The organism is Streptomyces sp. CGMCC 4.7035 (assembly GCF_031583065.1).
Lineage (GTDB): Bacteria > Actinomycetota > Actinomycetes > Streptomycetales > Streptomycetaceae > Streptomyces > Streptomyces yaanensis.
This window is the reverse complement of sequence record NZ_CP134053.1, coordinates 8060896-8081481: the sequence shown is the minus strand read 5'-3', so window position 1 is coordinate 8081481 and position 20586 is coordinate 8060896. Positions and strand designations below refer to the sequence as shown.

General features: G+C 68.3%; 14 protein-coding genes. 4 read left to right on the top strand and 10 right to left on the bottom strand.

Going from position 1 to position 20586, the window contains the following annotated elements:
* The first annotated feature begins 315 nt into the window (after positions 1–315).
* Complete coding sequence (locus Q2K21_RS35635) at positions 316–933, top strand: GNAT family N-acetyltransferase (RefSeq protein ID WP_310780476.1); 618 nt, start codon at positions 316–318, stop codon at positions 931–933.
* Between the two features lie 144 nt (positions 934–1077).
* Here the strand turns inward: Q2K21_RS35635 and trxA are convergent, their stop codons facing one another.
* The 7 genes from trxA to Q2K21_RS35600 all read right to left on the bottom strand — a co-directional run bounded on the left by trxA (position 1078) and on the right by Q2K21_RS35600 (position 10949).
* Positions 1078–1410 (bottom strand): thioredoxin, encoded by a 333-nt coding sequence (gene trxA, locus Q2K21_RS35630; protein WP_200716173.1) that lies wholly within the window; start codon positions 1408–1410, stop codon positions 1078–1080.
* A gap of 44 nt (positions 1411–1454) precedes the next feature.
* Positions 1455–2426 carry a thioredoxin-disulfide reductase gene (gene trxB, locus Q2K21_RS35625; protein ID WP_310780474.1) on the bottom strand — a complete coding sequence of 324 codons (972 nt, stop codon included), beginning with the start codon at positions 2424–2426 and terminating at the stop codon, positions 1455–1457.
* A 182-nt stretch (positions 2427–2608) separates the two neighbouring features.
* Positions 2609–3538: an anti-sigma factor family protein gene (locus Q2K21_RS35620; RefSeq protein WP_310780472.1), complete on the bottom strand. Its 930-nt coding sequence runs from the start codon at positions 3536–3538 to the stop codon at positions 2609–2611.
* On the bottom strand, positions 3535–4248 hold the full coding sequence (gene sigM, locus Q2K21_RS35615) for an RNA polymerase sigma factor SigM (RefSeq protein WP_310780470.1): 714 nt from the start codon (positions 4246–4248) through the stop codon (positions 3535–3537). The genes Q2K21_RS35620 and sigM overlap by 4 nt, the downstream gene beginning before the upstream one ends.
* A gap of 26 nt (positions 4249–4274) precedes the next feature.
* Positions 4275–5990, bottom strand: coding sequence for a protein kinase family protein (locus Q2K21_RS35610; protein WP_310780468.1), 1716 nt, complete (start codon positions 5988–5990; stop codon positions 4275–4277).
* Positions 5991–6109: 119 nt separating this feature from the next.
* Positions 6110–8464, bottom strand: coding sequence for a murein biosynthesis integral membrane protein MurJ (gene murJ, locus Q2K21_RS35605; protein ID WP_310780466.1), 2355 nt, complete (start codon positions 8462–8464; stop codon positions 6110–6112).
* Positions 8465–8510: 46 nt separating this feature from the next.
* Positions 8511–10949 (bottom strand): DUF6049 family protein, encoded by a 2439-nt coding sequence (locus Q2K21_RS35600; protein WP_310780464.1) that lies wholly within the window; start codon positions 10947–10949, stop codon positions 8511–8513.
* 223 nt (positions 10950–11172) lie between these two features.
* Between Q2K21_RS35600 and Q2K21_RS35595 the strand changes: the two genes are divergently transcribed.
* The gene (locus tag Q2K21_RS35595; RefSeq protein ID WP_310780462.1) at positions 11173–12639 is read left to right on the top strand and encodes a CCA tRNA nucleotidyltransferase; all 1467 of its coding nucleotides are present in this window, start codon (positions 11173–11175) and stop codon (positions 12637–12639) included.
* 102 nt (positions 12640–12741) lie between these two features.
* On the opposite strand, the gene Q2K21_RS35590 is transcribed toward Q2K21_RS35595, so the two are convergent.
* The 3 genes from Q2K21_RS35590 to Q2K21_RS35580 all read right to left on the bottom strand — a co-directional run bounded on the left by Q2K21_RS35590 (position 12742) and on the right by Q2K21_RS35580 (position 15889).
* Complete coding sequence (locus Q2K21_RS35590) at positions 12742–14004, bottom strand: MFS transporter (RefSeq protein WP_310780460.1); 1263 nt, start codon at positions 14002–14004, stop codon at positions 12742–12744.
* A gap of 78 nt (positions 14005–14082) precedes the next feature.
* On the bottom strand, positions 14083–15165 hold the full coding sequence (locus Q2K21_RS35585; RefSeq protein ID WP_310780458.1) for an inositol-3-phosphate synthase: 1083 nt from the start codon (positions 15163–15165) through the stop codon (positions 14083–14085).
* 43 nt (positions 15166–15208) lie between these two features.
* Positions 15209–15889, bottom strand: a complete 681-nt coding sequence (locus Q2K21_RS35580; RefSeq protein WP_310780456.1) for a PadR family transcriptional regulator — start codon at positions 15887–15889, stop codon at positions 15209–15211.
* A 374-nt stretch (positions 15890–16263) separates the two neighbouring features.
* Here Q2K21_RS35580 and Q2K21_RS35575 point away from each other — a divergent pair, with 374 nt between their 5' ends.
* Positions 16264–18933 carry a transglycosylase domain-containing protein gene (locus Q2K21_RS35575; protein ID WP_310780454.1) on the top strand — a complete coding sequence of 890 codons (2670 nt, stop codon included), beginning with the start codon at positions 16264–16266 and terminating at the stop codon, positions 18931–18933.
* Positions 18934–19052: 119 nt separating this feature from the next.
* The gene (locus tag Q2K21_RS35570) at positions 19053–20570 is read left to right on the top strand and encodes a glycosyltransferase family 87 protein (RefSeq protein ID WP_310780452.1); all 1518 of its coding nucleotides are present in this window, start codon (positions 19053–19055) and stop codon (positions 20568–20570) included.
* The last annotated feature ends 16 nt before the right edge of the window (positions 20571–20586 follow it).

Sequence of the window (20586 nt, the reverse complement as noted above, 5' to 3'; positions counted from 1 at the left end):
TGCCACGGTTTCCGATTGGCAGACCATCAGGGCGGACCGTGTCCGGTGTGTACCGGAACACGGTCCGCTCTTTGCTTTCAGGCGGTATCGATGGAATCTCATCGTGGATACGATGCGTTCGGGTATGGCGCATCCACCTGGCGGCACCTTCATCGGGGAGGCGGGGGTCATGCGAACCATGAGCCGTTCGGGACTGGTGACCGCGGGTCTGAGCCTGGGGGCGGTCGGCGGGTTCGTCGGCAGCCTGCTCAGGGAGCGGAGCGCTCTGACAGCCGCCCGCGGCGCTACGGGCGAAGGAAGCGAGGAACTGCCTACATGGGGCGTCGGCTCGTACCGCTCACGCTGGACAACCTTCCGGACCTACCCAAGCGTTGTCGCTCGTGTGTCTTCTGGGAACTGGACCCCGTCAGCGGCGAAGCCGCGGTAAAGGCCGGCACGCCCGCCCTGGAGAAAGAGGCATGGATCTCCGCCGTCCTGTTGGACTGGGGGTCCTGTGGCCGGGTGGTCTACGTGGACGACGTACCGGTGGGCTTCGTGCTGTATGCGCCGCCCGCCTACGTTCCGCGGTCGACGGCGTTTCCCACGAGCCCGGTGTCGCCGGACGCCGTTCAGTTGATGACCGCCTTCATCATGCCGGGCTATCAGGGCCAGGGGCTCGGCCGGGTGATGGTCCAGACGGTCGCCAAGGACCTGTTGCGCCGCGGCTTCAAGGCGATCGAGGCCTTTGGCGATGCCCGTTGGAAGGAGCCGGCGTGCCTTCTGCCCGCCGACCACCTTCTGGCGGTCGGCTTCAAGACGGTACGCCCGCATCCCACGTATCCACGGCTGCGGCTGGAGCTGCGTACGACGCTCTCCTGGAAGGAGGACGTGGAGCTGGCGCTGGACCGCCTTCTCGGGGCCGTACAGAAGGAGCCGGCGCTGCGGCCGCTGTGACGGACAGATGCTCCCGTCTCATCCGCGCACACCACATGGTCCGCCTGTGGTCTGCTCACCTCATACGAATGGGCCAGCCCCAGTGGGCTGGCCCATTCGTGTTTCACGTGAAACGTCGCCGCCTTGGGCCGGCGGCGTCACCGCTTACTCGGAGATGAAGTCCTCGAGGTCACGGACGATCGCGGCCTTCGGCTTGGCACCGACGATGGTCTTGGCGACCTCGCCACCCTGGTAGACGTTCAGGGTCGGGATCGACATGACGCCGTACTTGGCGGCCGTGCCCGGGTTCTCGTCGATGTTGAGCTTGACGATCTCGATCTTGTCGCCGTACTCGGCGGCGATCGCCTCGAGCGACGGCGCGATCTGGCGGCACGGACCGCACCAGGCGGCCCAGAAGTCCACCAGGACGGGCTTGTCGCTCTTGAGGACGTCCTGCTCGAAGGAGTCGTCGGTCACGTTCTTCAGGGTGCCGGCCACGGCGGGGCTCCTTAACTCGGTGATGCGGTGGGGCGGAAGGGGGGTCAGACGGTGGTCTTCTCGGGCTCGGCCTGCTGCTCGCTGTCCGCGAGGGCGGCGAGGAAGCGCTCGGCATCGAGAGCGGCGGAGCAGCCGGTACCGGCCGCGGTGATCGCCTGGCGGTAGGTGTGGTCGACGACGTCACCGGCGCCGAAGACACCGGTCAGGTTGGTCCGGGTCGAGGGGGCGTCGACCTTGAGGTAGCCCTCCTCGTCGAGGTCGAGCTGCCCCTTGAACAGCTCGGTGCGCGGGTCGTGGCCGATCGCGATGAACAGACCGGTCACCGGCAGCTCGGAGAGCTCTCCGGTCTTCAGGTTGCGCAGCGTCAGAGTTTCCAGCTTCGGGTTGCCCTTGATCTCGGCGACCTCGCTGTCCCAGACGAACTTGATCTTCGGGTCGGCGAACGCGCGGTCCTGCATCGCCTTGGAAGCGCGCAGGGTGTCGCGGCGGTGGACGATCGTCACGGACTTGGCGAACCGGGAGAGGAAGGTGGCCTCCTCCATCGCGGTGTCGCCGCCGCCGATCACGGCGATGTCCTGGTCCTTGAAGAAGAAGCCGTCACAGGTGGCGCACCAGGAGACGCCACGTCCGGAGAGGGCATCCTCGTTCGGCAGGCCCAGCTTGCGGTGCTGGGAGCCGGTGGTGACGATGACGGCCTTCGCCCGGTGCACAGTCCCGGCGGTGTCCGTGACGGTCTTGATCTCACCGGTGAGGTCGACGGAAACCACGTCGTCCGGAACCAGCTCGGCGCCGAAGCGCTCGGCCTGGGCGCGCATGTTGTCCATGAGCTCGGGGCCCATGATGCCGTCCTGGAAGCCGGGGAAGTTCTCCACCTCGGTGGTGTTCATCAGTGCACCGCCTGCGGTGACGGCGCCCTCGAACACCAGCGGCTTAAGCGACGCGCGCGCGGTGTAGAGCGCCGCCGTGTAGCCGGCGGGCCCGGAGCCGATGATGATCACGTTACGGACGTCGCTCACGGCTTGATTCCTCGTCTCTGGAGACTGCTGCTACTGCCGGTGGGAGCCTCTCTCAGAACTCTCACCCCACCCAACGGATCCTAAGGGGCCCGCATTCCCGGTGTGCCCGGGCACACGCAGGCGCGGCACCGCACACAGATGCCAAGCGGCACCTGGGCGGGAACCGTACGGTACGGGAGGGCTCAGGAACGGGCGTACGAGTGGGTCAACAGAACCTTGGCGGGCGCTGCCGAGGCCTGTTTCATGCAGGCGGCGTCGACGATGTAGGCCCTGACCTTGGTGCTGTCGGAGGCATCGGGTGTGAGGACGAGGTAGACGGCGGTACCTCGGTACACACCCTTGTCAGCGGCGAGCACCGCCTGTTCGGTGCGGATGGCCTGCTCGATGCAGCTCGGCACATCGACGACGGTGCCTTGCAGGGTCTTGTTCGGCTGCATGCCCGGCGATCCCGTCGTGCCTCCGTCGGACTGGATGCCCCACGGCTTGGCACTTCCGGAATGGCCGTCGCCCGTCTTCTTCTTCCCGGCGAGCAGGCCTGCCACCTGGCTGGGCAGCGTGCCCTCGGAGTACGTGTGTGCCGCGTCGGTGTGCTGTGGGGCCGTCTGCGGAGTCTTGCCCGTGTCGTTGCCCAGCGTCTGCACCAGGAGCGTGCCCAGGCCCAGGGCGGCGGCCGTGAACACGGCCCCCAGGGCGATGGTCCTGCGACCGCCGCGGCGCGTCCGCTGGGATCGCCCCGGTCCGGTGGCCGCACGGGCGTGCCCCGAGGGGCGGTCGGGCGGGGACGAGGACGATGTTTCACGTGAAACATGCCCGACGGCAGGCGTGGGAGAGGGCATGTCCGCGGCGGCGGGTGCGGCCGAGTTCAGCGGGGCCTCCGCGGCGAGCGCGGCGTCGATGCGGCCCGCCACGTCGTCGGGCATACGCGGCGGACCTGGAAGCACGCTCAGGAGGCCGCGAATCTCCTCCAGGGAGTCGTACACCTCGGCGCAGAGGACGCAGTCGTCCAGATGCCGGCGCACGTCCGCGGTACGGGAAGGCGGAAGAAGGCCTTCGCTGAGATCGGAGAGCTCCTCGACTTCCGGGTGCCCGGCCGTGTCGGTCGTGGATGTCACGCTCGCCCACCTCCGCCCTTCACGGCAGCTGAATCGCTTGGCCCTGCATCATGTGGTCCCGCCGCGGGTGGGACGGATGTCCCCTGGGTCCGGTTCCGTCCGCGGCCCGAGTTCTTGCCGTCCTCGCCGCCGCCCTCCGCACGTAGATGGGTGAGCAGCGGCAGCAGTCTGGCTCTGCCGCGGGCGCAGCGGCTCTTCACCGTCCCGGTCGGTACGTCGAGGATGCGGGCGGCCTCCGCCACCGGATAGCCCTGCATGTCCACCAGGACGAGGGCGGCCCGCTGGTCGGCCGGCAGGGTGCCAAGGGCTTCCAGTAACTCGCGATGCAGATCGTTGCGCTCGGCCGGAGCGGACGCCGACTCGTGCGGCTCCAGGAGCTGCTCCAGCCGTTCCGTGTCGTCGACGGGCGAGGTCTTCCTGGACGCTGCCTTGCGGGCGCGGTCCAGGCAGGCGTTCACCGTGATCCGGTGCAGCCAGGTCGTAACGGCCGACTGACCACGAAAGGTATGGGCAGCTCGGTAGGCGGAGACGAGAGCGTCCTGAACGGCGTCAGCGGCCTCCTCGCGGTCGCCCAGGGTTCGCAGGGCGACGGCCCAGAGCCGGTCGCGATGCCGCCGCACGAGCTCACCGAAGGCATTGGGATCGCCCTCTGTATGGCGGGCGAGGAGGTCCTGATCGCTTGCTGTGCTGAATCCGGCTTCATCGGCCATCGGACCCCCTCCCCCTTGGCGTGTGCTCAGCCGGTGAACTTCACGTCGGTGATGGCCTGCTTGTAGCCGGCGCTGCTGAACTCGTCGCTGGACGCCTGCGGCACCGCAGTGATCCAGACCAGAACGTAGCGGGTCTTCACGGGCTTCTTGGCGGAGATCTTGAGATCTGTACCCGTGGTTTTCCCTGTCGCGATCTGCGTCATCGAGCTGAGCGGGGCGGACGACGACAGGGAGTCGGCGGCGTAGAGCGTGGCCGTCGTGTGGTCGCCGGGGTAGTACAGCCCTATTGAGGCGGCCGACAGGTTCTGGGCGGAACCGAGGTCGTAGACGATTCCCACGCCCTCCTTGTAAGGCGCCAGCGTGGGGCCCGCGTTGAAGGAGTACGTCCTCCAGTACGTCGAATTCTTGTTGTCGTAGGTCAGCTTCACGTCGCCCGGATGCTGCGCCTTGCCGTCGGGGTAGTACTCGGCAGCGTCCTGGATGGTGAGCTGTTTGACCGGCTTGGGCTCGGTGCTGCCCTTGTCGTTGCCGTCCGGCGTCTGCGTCTGGTTCGTGTCGGACTTCTTGCTGTGGTCCATGAGCGCTTCGGCCAGCTGCCAGCTGCCGAGGCCCAGCGCGGCGATGAGCAGCGCCGAGACGGCCCACTTGAGGGCCTTGCCGGTGCGGCTCTGCAGCGGAGGCGGCGGGGTCGGTACGGGCTGCGTGGCGCCCGGGTGGGGCGTGGGGCGACCGTACGTGCCCTGCTGGTAGGTCGTGCGCTGGTACTCGGGCGGTGCCGTGAACGCGGGCTCCGGCGGGCGGATGCGGGGCATCTCACCGATCGCCTTCACCAGCTCCTCGGGCGTGGTGCACGGGGCCTCGTGGCGGGAGGCGGTGGCGCCGTCGTTGACGAGCGCGCGCATGGCGAGCTCGGACAGACCACGGTGGACGCCGGCGCGCACCTGGTCGGGGGCGATCAGACCGACACCCTTGGGCAGCCCGGACAGACCGTAGGCGTCGTTCTCGTACGGCCAGCGCTGGGTGAGGGCGGCGTACAGGAGCGCGCCGATGGCCTCCGTGTCGGTGCGCTGCGGGGTGTCGGAGCCGATGCCGCGCAGCGCGGCGTTCACGGCGAGGCCACGAATGCGCCACTGCCCGGAGGAGGTGCGCAGGACGGTGCCCGGGTTCAGACGCAGATGGGACAGGCCCTCGCGGTGGGCGGCGGCCATCGCCTGGGAGACCTGGGTGACCATCTGGTAGGCGTCGTGGGCCTCCAGCGGTCCAGAGGCCAGAAGCGTGGTCAGCTCGGTGGCGTCGGGCAGCCACTCATGCACGACATAGACGAGGTCGTTCTCCTCGACGGCGTCCAGGACCTGCACGAAGCGGGGGTCGCCGAGCAGAGCGGAGGAGCGGGCCGCGGCCAGCACGGAACGGGCCCGTGGGTGGTCCGCAGGCAGGATGTGCACGCCGACGGCGCGGCGGAGTTTCTCGTCCACCGCACGCCAGCTGCTGAATCCGTCCAGTCGGGTGACGCACTCCTCGAGTCGGTAGCGTCTGGCGAGCTTGTGGCCGCTGTGCAGCTCGGTCGGTGAGGGCTTTCCAGGACTCTCGGTCCCGCCGCTCCCCTGTGCCTCGTCGCCGTCCGTCTTCCGCTCCCGGTCCTGGGCCACCCCGTCGGACGTGGACTGGTCCGCCTTGGCGGTCAGCGGCTCATCGCCGCTGTTGTCTGCCACGTCGACGGCAGCCGTGCTCCGTTCCGCCACCGTCGTTCCTGCCTCCCCACTCCGTTGCGTGCTGTCCGACGCAGAAACCAATTGTGCCCACAGTCCGCCGCTATGCACGACACACGGCGGCGGCCGATGGTTGTGCGCGTACCCCCGACTCAGCGCCCCAGGCGCCCGCGGACCATGCCGACCATTGAGTTGAGTTCCTCGATGCGCATCTTCCGTGCGGCGACGTAGAAGACACCGAGGAGAAGGGCGCCACCACCGAGCAGGGCGGCGAGCGAGCCGCCGACACCCTGACCCAGCGTGTGGCCGATCTCGTAGCAGGCCGCTCCACTCAGCAGAGCGGCCGGCACCGAGGCGATCCCGAGCCGTGCGTATGTGCGCAGCACCCGGGCGCCGTCCAGATCGCCGCCCAGCCGCTTGCGCAGCCGGGCCCAGGCGACGCCGACGCCGATCGCGTACGCGAGGCCGTACGAGGCCGCCATGCCGATCACGGCCCAGCGGGCCGGGAGGACGAAGTAGCAGACCACCGAGGCGCCCGCGTTCACGGCGGCCACGATGACCGTGTTGTAGAAGGGGGTGCGGGTGTCTTCATACGCGTAGAAGGCACGGAGCACGACGTACTGCACGGAGTACGGGATCAGGCCGAGGCCGAAGGCCATCAGCATGTAGCCCATGTTGGTGGCGGAGCCGGTGCCGGAGGAGCCGAAGATCAGGGTGCACATCGGGATGCCGAGCGAGACGAACCCGAAGGCGATCGGCACGATCGCCACGGCCGTCGTGCGCAGGCCCTGGGAGATGTCGTCCCGCACGGCACCGCCGTCGCCCTCGGCGGCTGACCGCGCGAGGCGCGGCAGGAGGGCGGCCATCAGCGAGACGGTGATGATCGCCTGCGGGAGTCCCCAGATCAGCTGCGCGTTGGCGTAGGCGGCGAAGCCGGTGCCGGGGAACTTCTTACCGGCGTGCTCGCCCGATGCGGTGGACAGCTGGCTGACCACCATGGCCCCCGCCTGGTTCGCCAGGACGAAGAGGACGGTCCACTTGGCGAGCATCGCGGCCTTGCCGAGGCCGTGGCCCTTCCAGTCGAAGCGCAGCCGAAGCCGAAATCCGGTCTCGCGCAGATAGGGGATCATCGCCAACGCCTGGACCACAAGACCGAGCAGGACGCCGACGCCCAGGAGGCGCTGGCCCTCGGGTGGGACGTTGTCCACCGTCATCCCGGAGTCGGCGGCGCTGCCGTAGACCCAGATGAACATGCCGAGCGTCACGATGATGACGATGTTGTTCAGGACCGGGGTCCACATCATGGCGCCGAACTTCCCGCGGGCGTTGAGGATCTGCCCCATCACCACGTGGATGCCCATGAAGAAGATCGTGGGCAGGAAGTAGCGGGTGAAGGTCACGGCGACTTCGTTGGCCTGGGGGTTGGTCGCGACGGAGTTCGACAACACCCTGACGAGCAGCGGCGCCGCGAACATCGCGATCCCGGTCAGCAGGCCCAGCGCCACCATCACGAGTGTCAGCAGCCGGTTCGCGTACGCCTCACCGCCGTCCTCGTCCTCCTTCATGGCCCGCACGAGCTGCGGCACGAAGACGGAGTTCAGGCCACCGCCGACAGTGAGGATGTAGATCATCGTCGGCAGCTGGTAGGCGACCTGGAAGGTGTCGCCGAGCACGCTGACGCCCAGGGCTGAGACGATCAGCGCGGAGCGGACGAAGCCGGTGAGGCGGGAGACCATCGTGCCCGCCGCCATCACGGCGCTGGACTTCAGCAGGCCACCGGCCCGCCCGCCCTTCTTCGCCGCCGGCGCGGGAGCGGGTGCGGGGGCAGGAGCAGCGACCGGTGAAGGTGCGGGTGCCGGAGCGGCACCGGCGGCCGACGGAGGCACGGCAGCGTACGCCGCGGCCGGTGGGGCCGCCGGAGCGTAGGCGGGATCGGGGTAGTGCCCCGCCGGGCCCTGGCCCGCGGGGTAGTGCCCAGCCGGGCCAGGGCCCGACGACGGTGCGGGTCCGGAGGGCTGCTCCTGGTACGGCTGCCCGCCGCCCTGCTGCTGGTCCCGGAAGAGATGGGCGAAGGCGTCTGGCTCGTAGTGTTCCTCGCCGGCCTGGGTGACCAGGTCGTCGACGCCCACGAACTGGGTCGTACGGGGGTCGTCGCCGTACGGCAGGTGCTGGCTCGGCCCCGATGGTTCGGGCGCCGGCGGCTGGGCCCACACATGCGGGTCCGGCGCGTACTGCGGCGTCGGCGGCTGCGCGTACAGCGGTGGCTGCGGCTGGTAGGTGCCCGGGGGCGGCGGGGGGTGCGCGGCGCGGTCGTAGAGGGCCTCGGTGACGGGATCCTGGGCGGAGAGGTCCTGCGCCCGGTAGGGGTCCTGGTCGTAGGCGTCCTGGAGGTACATGTCGGCAGGGGGCTGCGGCGGAACCTGGCCGGGCTCGTGCGGCGGGCCGTCGGGGTAGCCAGAGCTGCCCACGGCACCCTGGCCGTGGTCACCGTCGTACGGCGCGTTCATGGTTGCCCCACCTCATCGTCCCCTGGCCCACCGGCCACGACATCGCTCAACGGTCCACTCTCTCACCCGTGCCGGACGGGTCGGCGCTTTCCGGTTCGGTGTCCGGTGTCGGGTCACTCGGCTGCTCCGGGGCGTCTTCCCCGGACCCGGCGTCCGACTCCTGTTCGGGTGCCTTCGCGGAGTTTTCGGTGTCCTCAGTGTCTACGGCGCTGTCCGAGGCCTCGTTCAGACCCCCGTCCTCCGAGGCGGCGTCCGGGTCTTCCGGACCGCTCTGCTCCTCCTCCTCGGCCTGCTGCGCCGCCCTGCGCTTGCGCTGGGTGTACATGCGGAATCCGGCGAGCACCAGCAGCAGCACGCCGCCGGCGATGACCAGCATCACCGTCGGTGTGATCTCGGTTACGTTCACGTCGAAGGTGACCGCGGTGCCGTACGGCTGGCCGTCCTCGGTGAAGAGCTGGGCGACCACCGTGGCCCTGCCGTTGGCGTTGGCCGTGGTGGTGAACTTCACGGACTGGCTGTGGCCGCCCGAGACGGTGATGGGTTGTTCGTCGTAGGGGCCATTGCCGATCTTCAGTCGGGTCGGCTGCTGCGAGGTGAGCCGCAGCACCAGGTGCTGGACCCCCTGCATGAGGTTGTTCTGCACCGTCACCGGGATCGTGGCGCTGCGGCCCGAGAGTTTCGTCTCGGACTTCTCGATCAGTCGCACCTGTCCGGTGAGCTCCGCGAGGTACGACTCCACGCCCTGGCGGAAGATCGATGCCTCGGTGGAGCGGCCGCGCCAGGAGGTGGACATGGCGCGGTCTATGGCCCGCCCGAAGGGCGTGGCGACCCGTGCGGGGCCGGTCAGGATCACCTTGAAGTTGTCGAGCTTGTCCTGCGTGTCCTCGATCTGCTGGAACGCCGACCGCGGCAGCTGCTGTTTGCGCAGCGAAGAGGGGTAGCGGTACCCGGACGGCACCTTCGTCGTGGCGTTCGGGTCCGGCTGGGCCTTGGCGGCCGCCGACAGCGCGGCGGACTGCGACCAGGTGCTGCCCTGCAGCACCGTCAGTGCCTGCGCCATCGACTGGGCCTGGCTCGCGGACGGCATACGCTGCGGGGCGACCACGATGCTGCGCTGCTTCTGCGGCTCCTGCAGGTTGATCATCAGGCTCTGGGCCAGGAACTCCTGCACGGCGAGTGTGGAACTGCCGGCCGAGGTCATGTCGCCCTGGAACGCGGTCGAGAGCCCGTCGTCCGCGACCACCGCCGTGGTGCCGCCGCCGATGGGACGCGCGGCGGTGGGCGTGTAGGACAGGCCGCCGGTCTCCTTGAGGCTGTCGCTGCGGGCGATCACCTTGTCGGCTCCCGCAGAGGTGGCCACCTTGACGATCGAGGGATCGATCGCGCCGTTCACGGGCCAGGCGAAGTCCGTGTCCGGTTTCACGTGGAGCACAGTCTCCACGGTGCTGGCGGCCACATCCGTGGCGTCCTTCAGATGGCTCAGGGAGCCGGTGACGTTCTTGCCGTTGTGGGCGAGCGAGGCCAGGTCGGGGTCGGCGAAGGGGAGGGCGACGACCTCCTTGTTCTCGACCGCCTTCTCAAGATCGGCGAGCCACTGCTTGGCGACCGCCTGGTTCTTGCCCGCCGTGACGGTGTTGCCGTCGCCCTTGATGCTGTAGCTGCCCGTCATCGCGTCCACGGAGGCGAGCAGATCCGGGTCGATCACCCAGGTGACGTCGAGGTTCTTGCCCAGCGACAGGAGCTGGGAGAGACGGCCGCCCGGAGAGATCTCCCTGGCCAGGTCGTCGTTCTGGAAGACCGGCGTCTGCTGCTGGTTGGGAAGGGTCTCCGCGGTCATGTGGACGGTGGAGATCAGCGGCCAGAGATACGTCGTCTTCGTCTTGGAGGTGGCGCCATCGGGCTGCCAGGGCAGAAACGTCCGCTGGATGCCGAGCACCTGCTCGTACGGCTGGGTGCTGGTGTGGCCCGAGAGTGAGACGCCGAGCTGGTAGACACCGTCGGAGTCGAGGCCCAGTTCCTTCACGGGCACGGAGATGCTGAAGGTCTGCGCGACGCCAGGGGTGAGCTTGTCGAACTCCTCGGCGTACTTGTCACCGACCTCGTCGCCGTCGACGCCCGGCAGATATCCGGTGCCCTGGGCGGCGCTGTCGATGGACGCGCGGCTGGTCAGCGACGGGCCCACACGGAGGCCCACATGGGCGCCTGTGACGGTCTGCTTGCCGTTATTGGTGACCGTGCCGGAGACGGTGAGGGTGTCGCTGTCCCCCGGCACGCTGGGGCTGAGCGAGTCGAGGGAGACGGCGACCGTGCGGGAGCCGCTCGCCTTCGCCGGGGCGCTCCTCGGAGTGGCGTGCGCCGCCGGGCCGGCGGGCAGCTGCAGCAGACCGGCCAGCAGGGGCGCGCCCGCGAGCAGGGTTCCGGTGCGCCGGAGCCACCGGCGGGCAGGTGAGGAACTCATCCCCTGGAAGTCTGCCGCCTCGGCCACGCGCTCGCCCGTCCCTCGTCGTGATCAGTGGTCGTCGGAATGTGCGTCCACGCATGGTAACGATGCGCACGGAGGGGAAGTGCCGCGGTCCGTGCTGCAAGATCGGAAACAGGCGCCGGGCTGTCCCGTATGTACGTGTATTGAGGGGAGTGTCTGTGCGGTGCGCATGTGCACGTTTAATACAGGCGCTCGCCGTCGCCCGGGCCACGTACCCTTTTCTGTTGTGCCGAACGCCAACGAAGACAATTCCAGTTCCCTGAGTCAGGTGCAGCGCCGCGCGGTGAGTGAACTGCTGCGGGTGTCCCCTGTCGCCGACGACCTCGCCCGCCGTTTCCAGGAGGCCGGGTTCTCGCTCGCCCTGGTCGGCGGCTCGGTACGGGATGCCCTCCTCGGTCGGCTCGGCAATGACCTGGACTTCACGACGGACGCCCGTCCGGAGGACGTGCTCAAGATCGTTCGGCCATGGGCGGACGCCACGTGGGACGTCGGGATCGCCTTCGGGACGGTCGGTGCCCAGAAGGAGGCCCGCGTCGGAGACGCCGTTCAGCGCTTTCAGATCGAGGTGACGACGTACCGCTCCGAGGCGTACGACCGGACCTCGCGCAAGCCCGAGGTGTCGTACGGCGACTCCATTGAGGAGGACCTCGTCCGTCGCGACTTCACGGTCAACGCGATGGCCGTCGCGCTGCCCGAGAAGGAGTTCATCGACCCCTACGGCGGGCGCGATGACCTTGCCGCCCGGGTTCTGCGGACGCCGGGCACCCCCGAGGAGTCGTTCTCGGACGACCCGCTGCGGATGATGCGGGCAGCCCGCTTCGCGGCCCAGCTGGACTTCGAGGTGGCTCCCGAGGTCGTCACGGCCATGAGGGAGATGGCCGGCCGCATCGAGATCGTGTCCGCCGAGCGCGTGCGGGACGAGCTGAACAAGCTGATCCTGTCCGCGCACCCGCGCAAGGGACTGACGCTGCTGGTCGACACCGGACTCGCCGATCACGTCTTTCCGGAGCTTCCCGCGCTGCGGCTGGAGCGCGACGAGCACCACCGGCACAAGGACGTCTACGACCACACACTGATCGTGCTGGAGCAGGCGATGGCGCTGGAGCAGGAAGGGCCGGACCTGACCCTTCGGCTCGCTGCGCTGCTGCACGACATCGGCAAGCCGAAGACGCGCCGCTTCGAGAAGGACGGCCGGGTCTCCTTCCACCACCACGAGGTGGTGGGTGCCAAGATGACCAAGAAGCGCATGACGGCGCTGAAGTACCCGAACGACCTTGTGAAGGACGTCTCACGTCTGGTCGAACTCCATCTGCGCTTCCATGGCTACGGCACCGGCGAATGGACGGACTCCGCGGTACGCCGTTACGTCCGTGACGCGGGCCCGCTTCTCGACCGCCTCCACAAGCTGACCCGCTCCGACTGCACGACCCGCAACAAGCGCAAGGCGGCCGCGCTCTCCCGTGCGTACGACGGCCTGGAGGAGCGCATCGCCCAGCTCCAGGAACAGGAGGAGCTGGACGCGATCCGTCCCGACCTGGACGGCAACGAGATCATGGAGATCCTGGGTGTCCGCCCCGGCCCGGTTGTCGGTCAGGCGTACAAGTTCCTGCTGGAGCTCCGTCTGGAGAACGGCCCGATGGAGCACGACGCGGCGGTGGCGGCGCTCAAGGAGTGGTGGGCCGAGCAGAGCTGAGGCGTGAGGAACGGGGTCATGTTTCACGTGAAACATGACCCCGGGGAACACGGAGGGGCGATGTTTCACGTGAAACATCGCCCCTCCGTTGGCTAGGTGCACTTACTGGCGTTCGAAGCGGGACATGGCCGAAGCGACTGCCGCGTAGATGCCGGCGACCACGATCACCAGGACGGCTGAGCGGCCGTCAGGAGGCAGCATCAGGGCGGCGACACCGGCCGCGCCGACGAAGGCGACGTTGAAGAGCACGTCGTAGACGGAAAAGACACGGCCGCGGAAGCCGTCGTCGACCGTGGACTGGACGATTGTGTCCGTGGAGATCTTCGCGCCCTGTGTGATCAGCCCCAGGACGAACGCCGCGATCAGCATGGGCACGATGGCGAACGGCAGGCCGAGAGCGGGCTCCAGAACCGCGGCGGCCGCGGCGCACACCATGATCCAGCGGCCGGGCCCCAGCCGTCCCGCCGCCCATGGCGTCACCACGGCCGCGGCGAAGAAGCCGGCGCCGGACACCCCCAAGGCCAGCGCCAGCAGGGCGAGTCCTTGCTCCGAGTCCGAGGACAGGGCGTACCGGCACAGCATCAGCACTAGGACCAGCAGTGCGCCGTAGCAGAACCGCATCAGCGTCATCGCGGTGAGGGCCCAGGCGGCCTCCCGGCGCGGGGGTGCCGCGAGATACCGCACCCCCGCCACCAGGTCGCGTGTGGCGTCGGCGAAGGCCGTGCCCAGCCGCGGCGACACCGATTCCCGGTCGGGGCCCAGCAGCTCCGGCGCCAGACTCAGCGACGTGAGGGCCGCGCTCAGGTAGAGGGCCGCGCCCAGCAGCACCACCACGGCGTCGGTGTCCGCGACCACCAGGCGTACGACGAAGGCGAGTCCGCCGCCCGCGGTCGCGGCGAGCGTGCCGGCCGTCGGGGAGAGGGAGTTGGCCATCACCAGACGTTCGTCGTCGACCACGCGCGGCAGCGCCGCGGACAGGCCCGCGAGGACGAAGCGGTTAACCGCGGTGACGCACAGCGCGGAAACGTAGAAGAGCCAGTCCGGGACGGGGCTCACCATCAGGATGGCCGTCGCCGTCGCCAGCAGGGCGCGCAGCAGATTGCCGTAGAGGAAGACCTGGCGGCGTCGCCAACGGTCCAGCAGGACGCCCGCGAAAGGGCCGACCAGGGAGTACGGGAGCAGCAGGACCGCCATGGCGGAGGCGATCGCGGCGGCGGAGGTCTGCTTCTCCGGGGAGAAGACGACATACGCGGCGAGCGCGACCTGGTAGACACCGTCGGCTCCCTGGGAGAGCAGCCGTATGGCGAGCAGGCGTCGGAAGCCCTGGAAGCGCAGAAGGACGCGCAGGTCACGGACGACGACCATGGGGCACAGCCTCACATACGGGAGGGTCCCCGGGGTGTACAACCCGGGGACCCACAACAGCCCTGGCAGGAGCAGTTTCTAGCGCTCGACCTCGCCGCGGATGAACTTCTCCACGTTCTCGCGGGCCTCGTCGTCGAAGTACTGGACCGGCGGGGACTTCATGAAGTACGAGGACGCGGAGAGGATCGGGCCGCCGATGCCCCGGTCCTTGGCGATCTTCGCGGCGCGCAGCGCGTCGATGATGACACCCGCGGAGTTCGGGGAGTCCCAGACCTCGAGCTTGTACTCAAGGTTCAGCGGGACGTCGCCGAAGGCGCGGCCCTCGAGGCGGACGTACGCCCACTTGCGGTCGTCGAGCCAGGCCACGTAGTCGGACGGGCCGATGTGGACGTTCTTCTCGCCGAGGTCCCGGTCGGGGATCTGGGAGGTGACGGCCTGGGTCTTGGAGATCTTCTTGGACTCCAGGCGCTCGCGCTCGAGCATGTTCTTGAAGTCCATGTTGCCGCCGACGTTCAGCTGCATCGTGCGGTCCAGGATGACGCCCCGGTCCTCGAACAGCTTCGCCATGACGCGGTGCGTGATGGTGGCGCCGACCTGCGACTTGATGTCGTCACCGACGATCGGCACGCCCGCCTCGGTGAACTTGTCCGCCCACTCCTTGGTGCCGGCGATGAAGACCGGAAGCGCGTTGACGAAGGCGACCTTGGCGTCGATGGCGCACTGGGCGTAGAACTTCGCCGCGTCCTCGGAACCGACGGGCAGGTAGCAGACGAGGACGTCGACCTGCTTGTCCTTGAGGACCTGGATGACGTCGACAGGCTCCTCGGCGGACTCCTCGATGGTCTGGCGGTAGTACTTGCCGAGGCCGTCGAGGGTGTGGCCGCGCTGCACGGTGACACCGGTGCTGGGCACGTCGCAGATCTTGATGGTGTTGTTCTCGGACGCGCCGATGGCGTCCGAGAGGTCGAGCCCGACCTTCTTGGCGTCCACGTCGAACGCGGCGACGAACTCGACGTCACGGACGTGGTAGTCGCCGAACTGGACGTGCATCAGGCCGGGGACCTTGGACGCCGGGTCGGCGTCCTTGTAGTACTCGACTCCCTGCACCAGCGACGCGGCGCAGTTGCCCACGCCGACGATGGCTACGCGAACCGAACCCATTCCGGTTGCTCCCTGTGTGTACTGGTGAAGCCCCGACGGGGCCTCACGTGGCGGTGTCGCCGGGCGTATCCGGCCGGGGAGTCTCCCCCGGCCGGGGCAGGCCGCCCGTCGCTCCAGATGTGTCCTGCTGAGCGGTCCCCCCGGAAACGGAACCCCTCAGGTCCCGTCCGGCCCGCTCGCTCTCGATGAGCTCGTTCAGCCAGCGCACTTCGCGCTCCACGGACTCCATCCCGTGGCGCTGGAGCTCAAGGGTGTAGTCGTCGAGGCGCTCCCGGGTGCGCGCCAGCGAGGCGCGCATCTTCTCCAGGCGCTCCTCCAGTCGGCTCCGGCGGCCCTCGAGGACGCGCATGCGCACGTCGCGGGACGTCTGCCCGAAGAAGGCGAAGCGAGCGGCGAAGTGCTCGTCCTCGTACGCGTCGGGGCCCGTCTGCGAGAGCAGCTCCTCGAAGTGCTCCTTACCTTCCGCCGTCAACCGATAGACGATTTTCGCGCGTCGCCCCGCGAGGGTGGCGGCGAGGGCGTCGTCGGGGCTGCTGCCCGACTCCTCGATCAACCAGCCGTTGGCGACCAGCGTCTTGAGGCACGGGTAGAGCGTCCCGTAGCTGAACGCACGGAATACACCCAGCGACGTATTGAGTCGTTTGCGCAGCTCATAGCCGTGCATCGGGGACTCGCGGAGCAGGCCCAGGACGGCGAACTCGAGGATCCCGGAACGCCGGCTCATCCGCGCCTCCTCCCTGTCGCTGGCTCGTTCGCACGGTCTTTATGCCGTGCTGATGTATCGACTCGATACATCAGCACGATAGAACGCCCCTCCGGATGCGACAAGAGGGGGCACGGTGAACGGGGTCACATCACCGATTCGTAGGAAGCGAGTTGCCTGGTTTGGGGTGAACTTCGGTGCTAGGCGGGTTTTGGCGGTGCGTAGTCTGTGCGCCATGCACATCACCGGGAACCGAGTGACGCCAGGGGACGTCCTCGTCATCGGTGCAGTACGGGTGAATGCGAAAACGACCGCATCCGTACTTTGGGGGGACCGGAAACCAGCCGCCGTTTCCAGGCGCGCAAGGGTGCGCCTGCCCGAGGAGTAATCGTTCGATGAGCGAGCACCGTCGCAAACCGCCGCAGCCGCAGGGAGGCGGACGTGCCGCGGCCCGACGTGGCCAGTCGGCACCCTCCGGCCGCCGCGCGGCACCGCGAGGCGCCACCGGGTTTCCTTCCGACTCCTATGGAGCGGGGGGTGAAGAGCGCCCGTACGGCAGCCGTGCCGAGGCCCGGCGGGCCGCACAGAGAAATGGTGGCGGCCGGCGTAGAGGGGCCGACGGCGCGGGACATGGTCCCGCGGGCCGTGGTGGCCCGAACGGGCCGGGGCGCGGCAGAGGCCGCGGTTCCGATCCCGCCAAGAAGAGGTTCATCGACTACCCGCGCGCGGGCAAGTACGGAGCCGCGCGCTGGTTGCCATCGTGGAAACTGGTCACGGGGCTGTTCATCGGCTTCATAGGGAGCCTGGTGGCGGTCGCGGGTGTCGGATACGCCATGGTGAGCGTCCCGAACGTCGCGGATACCGCGACGGCGCAGAACAATGTCTACTACTGGGCCGACGGCAGCCAGATGGTCGCCACGGGTGGTGAGACGAACCGCCAGATCGTCAATCTCTCGCAGATCCCCCCGGCGATGCGGTGGGCCGTCATCTCCCAGGAGAACAAGACTTTCTACACCGACAGCGGCGTCGACCCGAAGGGCATCGCGCGTGCCTTCCTCAACATGGCCAGGGGCGGCCAGACACAGGGCGGCTCCACCATCACCCAGCAGTACGTGAAGAACGCGCGCCTGGACGACCAGTCGCAGACGATCTCCCGCAAGTTCAAGGAGATCTTCATCTCGATCAAGGTAGGGGCCACCGTCAAGAAGGACGAAATCCTGGCCGGCTACCTGAACTCCGCGTACTACGGCCGGAACGCCTACGGGATCCAGGCGGCCGCGCGCGCGTACTTCAACAAGGACGCCGTCAAGCTGAACCCGGGTCAGTGCGCCTTCCTGGCGGCGATGCTGAAGGGCGCCACGTACTACGACCCGGCGGGCGCGGTCTCCGTGGACCCGGCCGCCACTCCTGAGGCCAACAGGCGGCGGGCCAAGCTGCAGATGCAGGACACCCTCAACAAGATGGTCGAGTACAACCATCTGAGCGCCACGGAGCGAGCTAAGTACACCGAGCTCCCCAAGGTCCAGAGCCCGCGGTCGAACACCCGGCTGAGTGGTCAGATCGGTTATCTCGTCGACCTCGCCAAGGCGTACCTGATCAACAACGACACGAAGATCACGGCCAACGACCTTCAGCGAGGTGGCTACTCGATCTACACGACCTTCGACAAGAAGAAGGTCGACGCGCTCCAAGACGCGGTCAAGAAGGTCCAGAAGGCGAACATCAAGCCCAAGCAGCGCCCGGACACGGACAAGTACGTTCAGTTCGGCGGGGCTTCCGTGGACCCGAAAACGGGCGCCATCAGGGCGATCTACGGCGGTGAGGACGCAACCAAGCACTTCACCAACAACGCCGACTCGACCGGTGCCCAGGTGGGTTCGACGTTCAAGCCGTTCGTGCTGGCAGCCGCCATGAAGTGGGGCGTGCGGAACCCCGACCTCCCGGCGTCGCAGGCGCAGGACGAGCGCACCGTCGCTTCCCCGAAGAGCCTGTACAGCGGCAAGAACAAGCTCAAGATCAAGAATTACGACGGGACGGTCTGGACCGACAAGGACAACAAGGAGTGGCTGCAGACGAACGACGGCAATCAGTCGGTGGGAAGCCCGCCGAAGTACACGATCGACCTTCGCGAGGCGATGCAGTACTCCGTCAACTCGGCCTACGTCCAGCTCGGCATGGACGTAGGCCTGGACAAGGTCAAGCAGGCCGCCCTGGATGCGGGCGTCCTGGAGAAGAGCCTGGCCAGCGCCGACTTCCCGTCGTTCTCCATCGGTACCTCCTCCCCGAGCACGATCCGGATGGCTGGTGCGTACGCCACCTTCGCGGCCAGCGGCAAGCAGAACGACCCGTTCTCCGTCGAGAGGGTCACCAGCCAGGACGGGACGGTCTTCACGCACCAGGCCAAGACCGAGCAGGCCTTCACATCGAATGTGGCCGACAACGTCACGGACGTTCTGAAGACCGTGGTCGAGAAGGGAACCGGTACCAACGCCCGGCTGCCCGGCCGTGAGGTGGCCGGCAAGACGGGTACCACCGACGGCAACAAGTCCGCCTGGTTCGTCGGCTACACCCCCCAGCTGTCCACCGCGATCAGCATGTTCCGGATGGACGACAACGAGAAGAACAAGTCGCGGACGTTCCTGGAGATGTACGGAACGGGTGGCCAGGAAGAGATCCACGGTGCCTCGTTCCCGGCCCAGATCTGGCACGACTACATGGCGCAGGCGCTCGAGGGTCAGGGTGTGGAGAAGTTCCCGACGCCCGAGCCCATCGGTGAGATCGTCAATGCCGTCCCGAGCCCGAGCGTGACCCCCACGCCCACGGAGACCGTCACGGAGAGCCCGTCGCCGACCCCGACGCCGAGCGTGACGCCCACGCCCACGCCGACCGACACATGCAACGGTCCCCGCTGGAAGTGCGGCAACGACAACGGCGGCGACACCGGCGGCCTCGATGGTGGCCCCTCGGACGGTGTGACCACGACGCCGACCGCGACCACCACCGACGGAGGCTCCAAGGGCAATGGCAACGGCGGTGGCTTCCCCTTCGGAGGCCCGAACGGGTAGTCGTCACCGACCGTGTTTCACGTGAAACACTCCGTTTCACGTGAAACACCGACCGAAGAGGGCCGTCGCACCGACCAGGTGTGGCGGCCCTCGGCGTTTTCCTAGGTGCATGCGGCAGGATGAGCCCCATGCCCAGTGCAGAGACGACGCGAGCGAGCGTCCACGAGCCGGACCCCGTGCGGCCGACCAGGGAGGACGAGGTCGCTGCGGCAGGTAGCGAGCTGATCGGCGGTCCCGTCGGGCGACGTGCACTGCTCGGGACGTCCTGGTGGACTCCCGTGCGGGTGGTGGCGCTCGTCGCGATCGGTATGTTCGCCCTCGGCATGGTCCAGAAGCTGCCCTGCTACGACAGCGGCTGGTTCTTCGGCGCCAGTTCCCAGTACACGCACGCGTGCTACTCGGACATCCCGCATCTCTACCAGGGACGCGGTTTCGCCGACGGGCTCGTGCCCTACTTCGACAAGCTCCCCGGCGACATGGACTACCTCGAATACCCGGTGCTCACCGGTGTGTTCATGGAGGTCGCTTCGTGGGTGACTCCGGGCAGCGGCACCCTCCAGGCCCGGGAGCAGACCTACTGGATGGTCAACGCCGGGATGCTGATGGTGTGCGCCGCGGTCATCGCCGTGTGCACTGCGCGCATCCACCGCCGGCGCCCCTGGGACGGCCTCCTGGTCGCCCTCGCGCCCGCCTTCGCGCTGACGGCCACCATCAACTGGGACCTGCTCGCCGTGGCCCTGCTGGCCGCCGCGATGCTGATGTGGTCGCGTGGCCGGGCCCTTGCCTTCGGCATCCTGGTCGGGCTCGCCACCGCCGCCAAGTTCTATCCGTTCCTGGTACTCGGACCGCTCCTCGTGCTGTGCTGGCGGGCGGGCAAGTGGCGGGAGTTCTCCACCGCCGTGCTGGGCGCCGTGGGCGCGTGGCTCGTGGTCAACCTGCCGGTGATGTACCTCGCCCCCGAGGGCTGGGCGAAGTTCTACAGCTTCAGCCGGGAACGGGGGGTCGACTTCGGTTCGGTCTTCCTGTTCATCTCGCGCTGGCTCGACATCGAGATCACCAAGGACGCGGCCAATACCTCCGCGATGATCATGATGCTGGTGGCCTGCGCCATCCTCACCACCATCACGCTCACGGCCCCGCGTCGCCCGCGCTTCGCCCAGCTCGCGTTCCTGATCGTCGCGGCGTTCATCCTCACCAACAAGGTCTACTCGCCGCAGTACGTGCTGTGGCTGGTGCCCCTTGCCGCACTGGCCCGGCCGCGCTGGCGGGACTTTTTGATCTGGCAGGCGTGCGAGGTGGCGTACTTCCTGGGGATCTGGATGTACCTCGCCTACACGACCAGCGGAGACGCCCACAAGGGTCTGCCGACGGACGGGTACCAAATCGCCATCGCTGTCCATCTGTTGGGGACGCTCTACCTGTGCGCCGTCGTCGTACGCGACATCTTCATGCCGGAACGGGACATGGTGCGCCGGGCCGGTGACGACGACCCGTCCGGCGGTGTGCTGGACGGCGCGCCGGACGTCTTCGTGCTGGGGGCCGCCCCCCATCCGCCGCGGCACGCCGCGCACTTCGACGGGCCGCATGTGGAGTGGGGCAGCGGGGGTGCCGAGCCCGCGGAGAGCCGTTCGCCCTGAGCGAACACATCGTTGG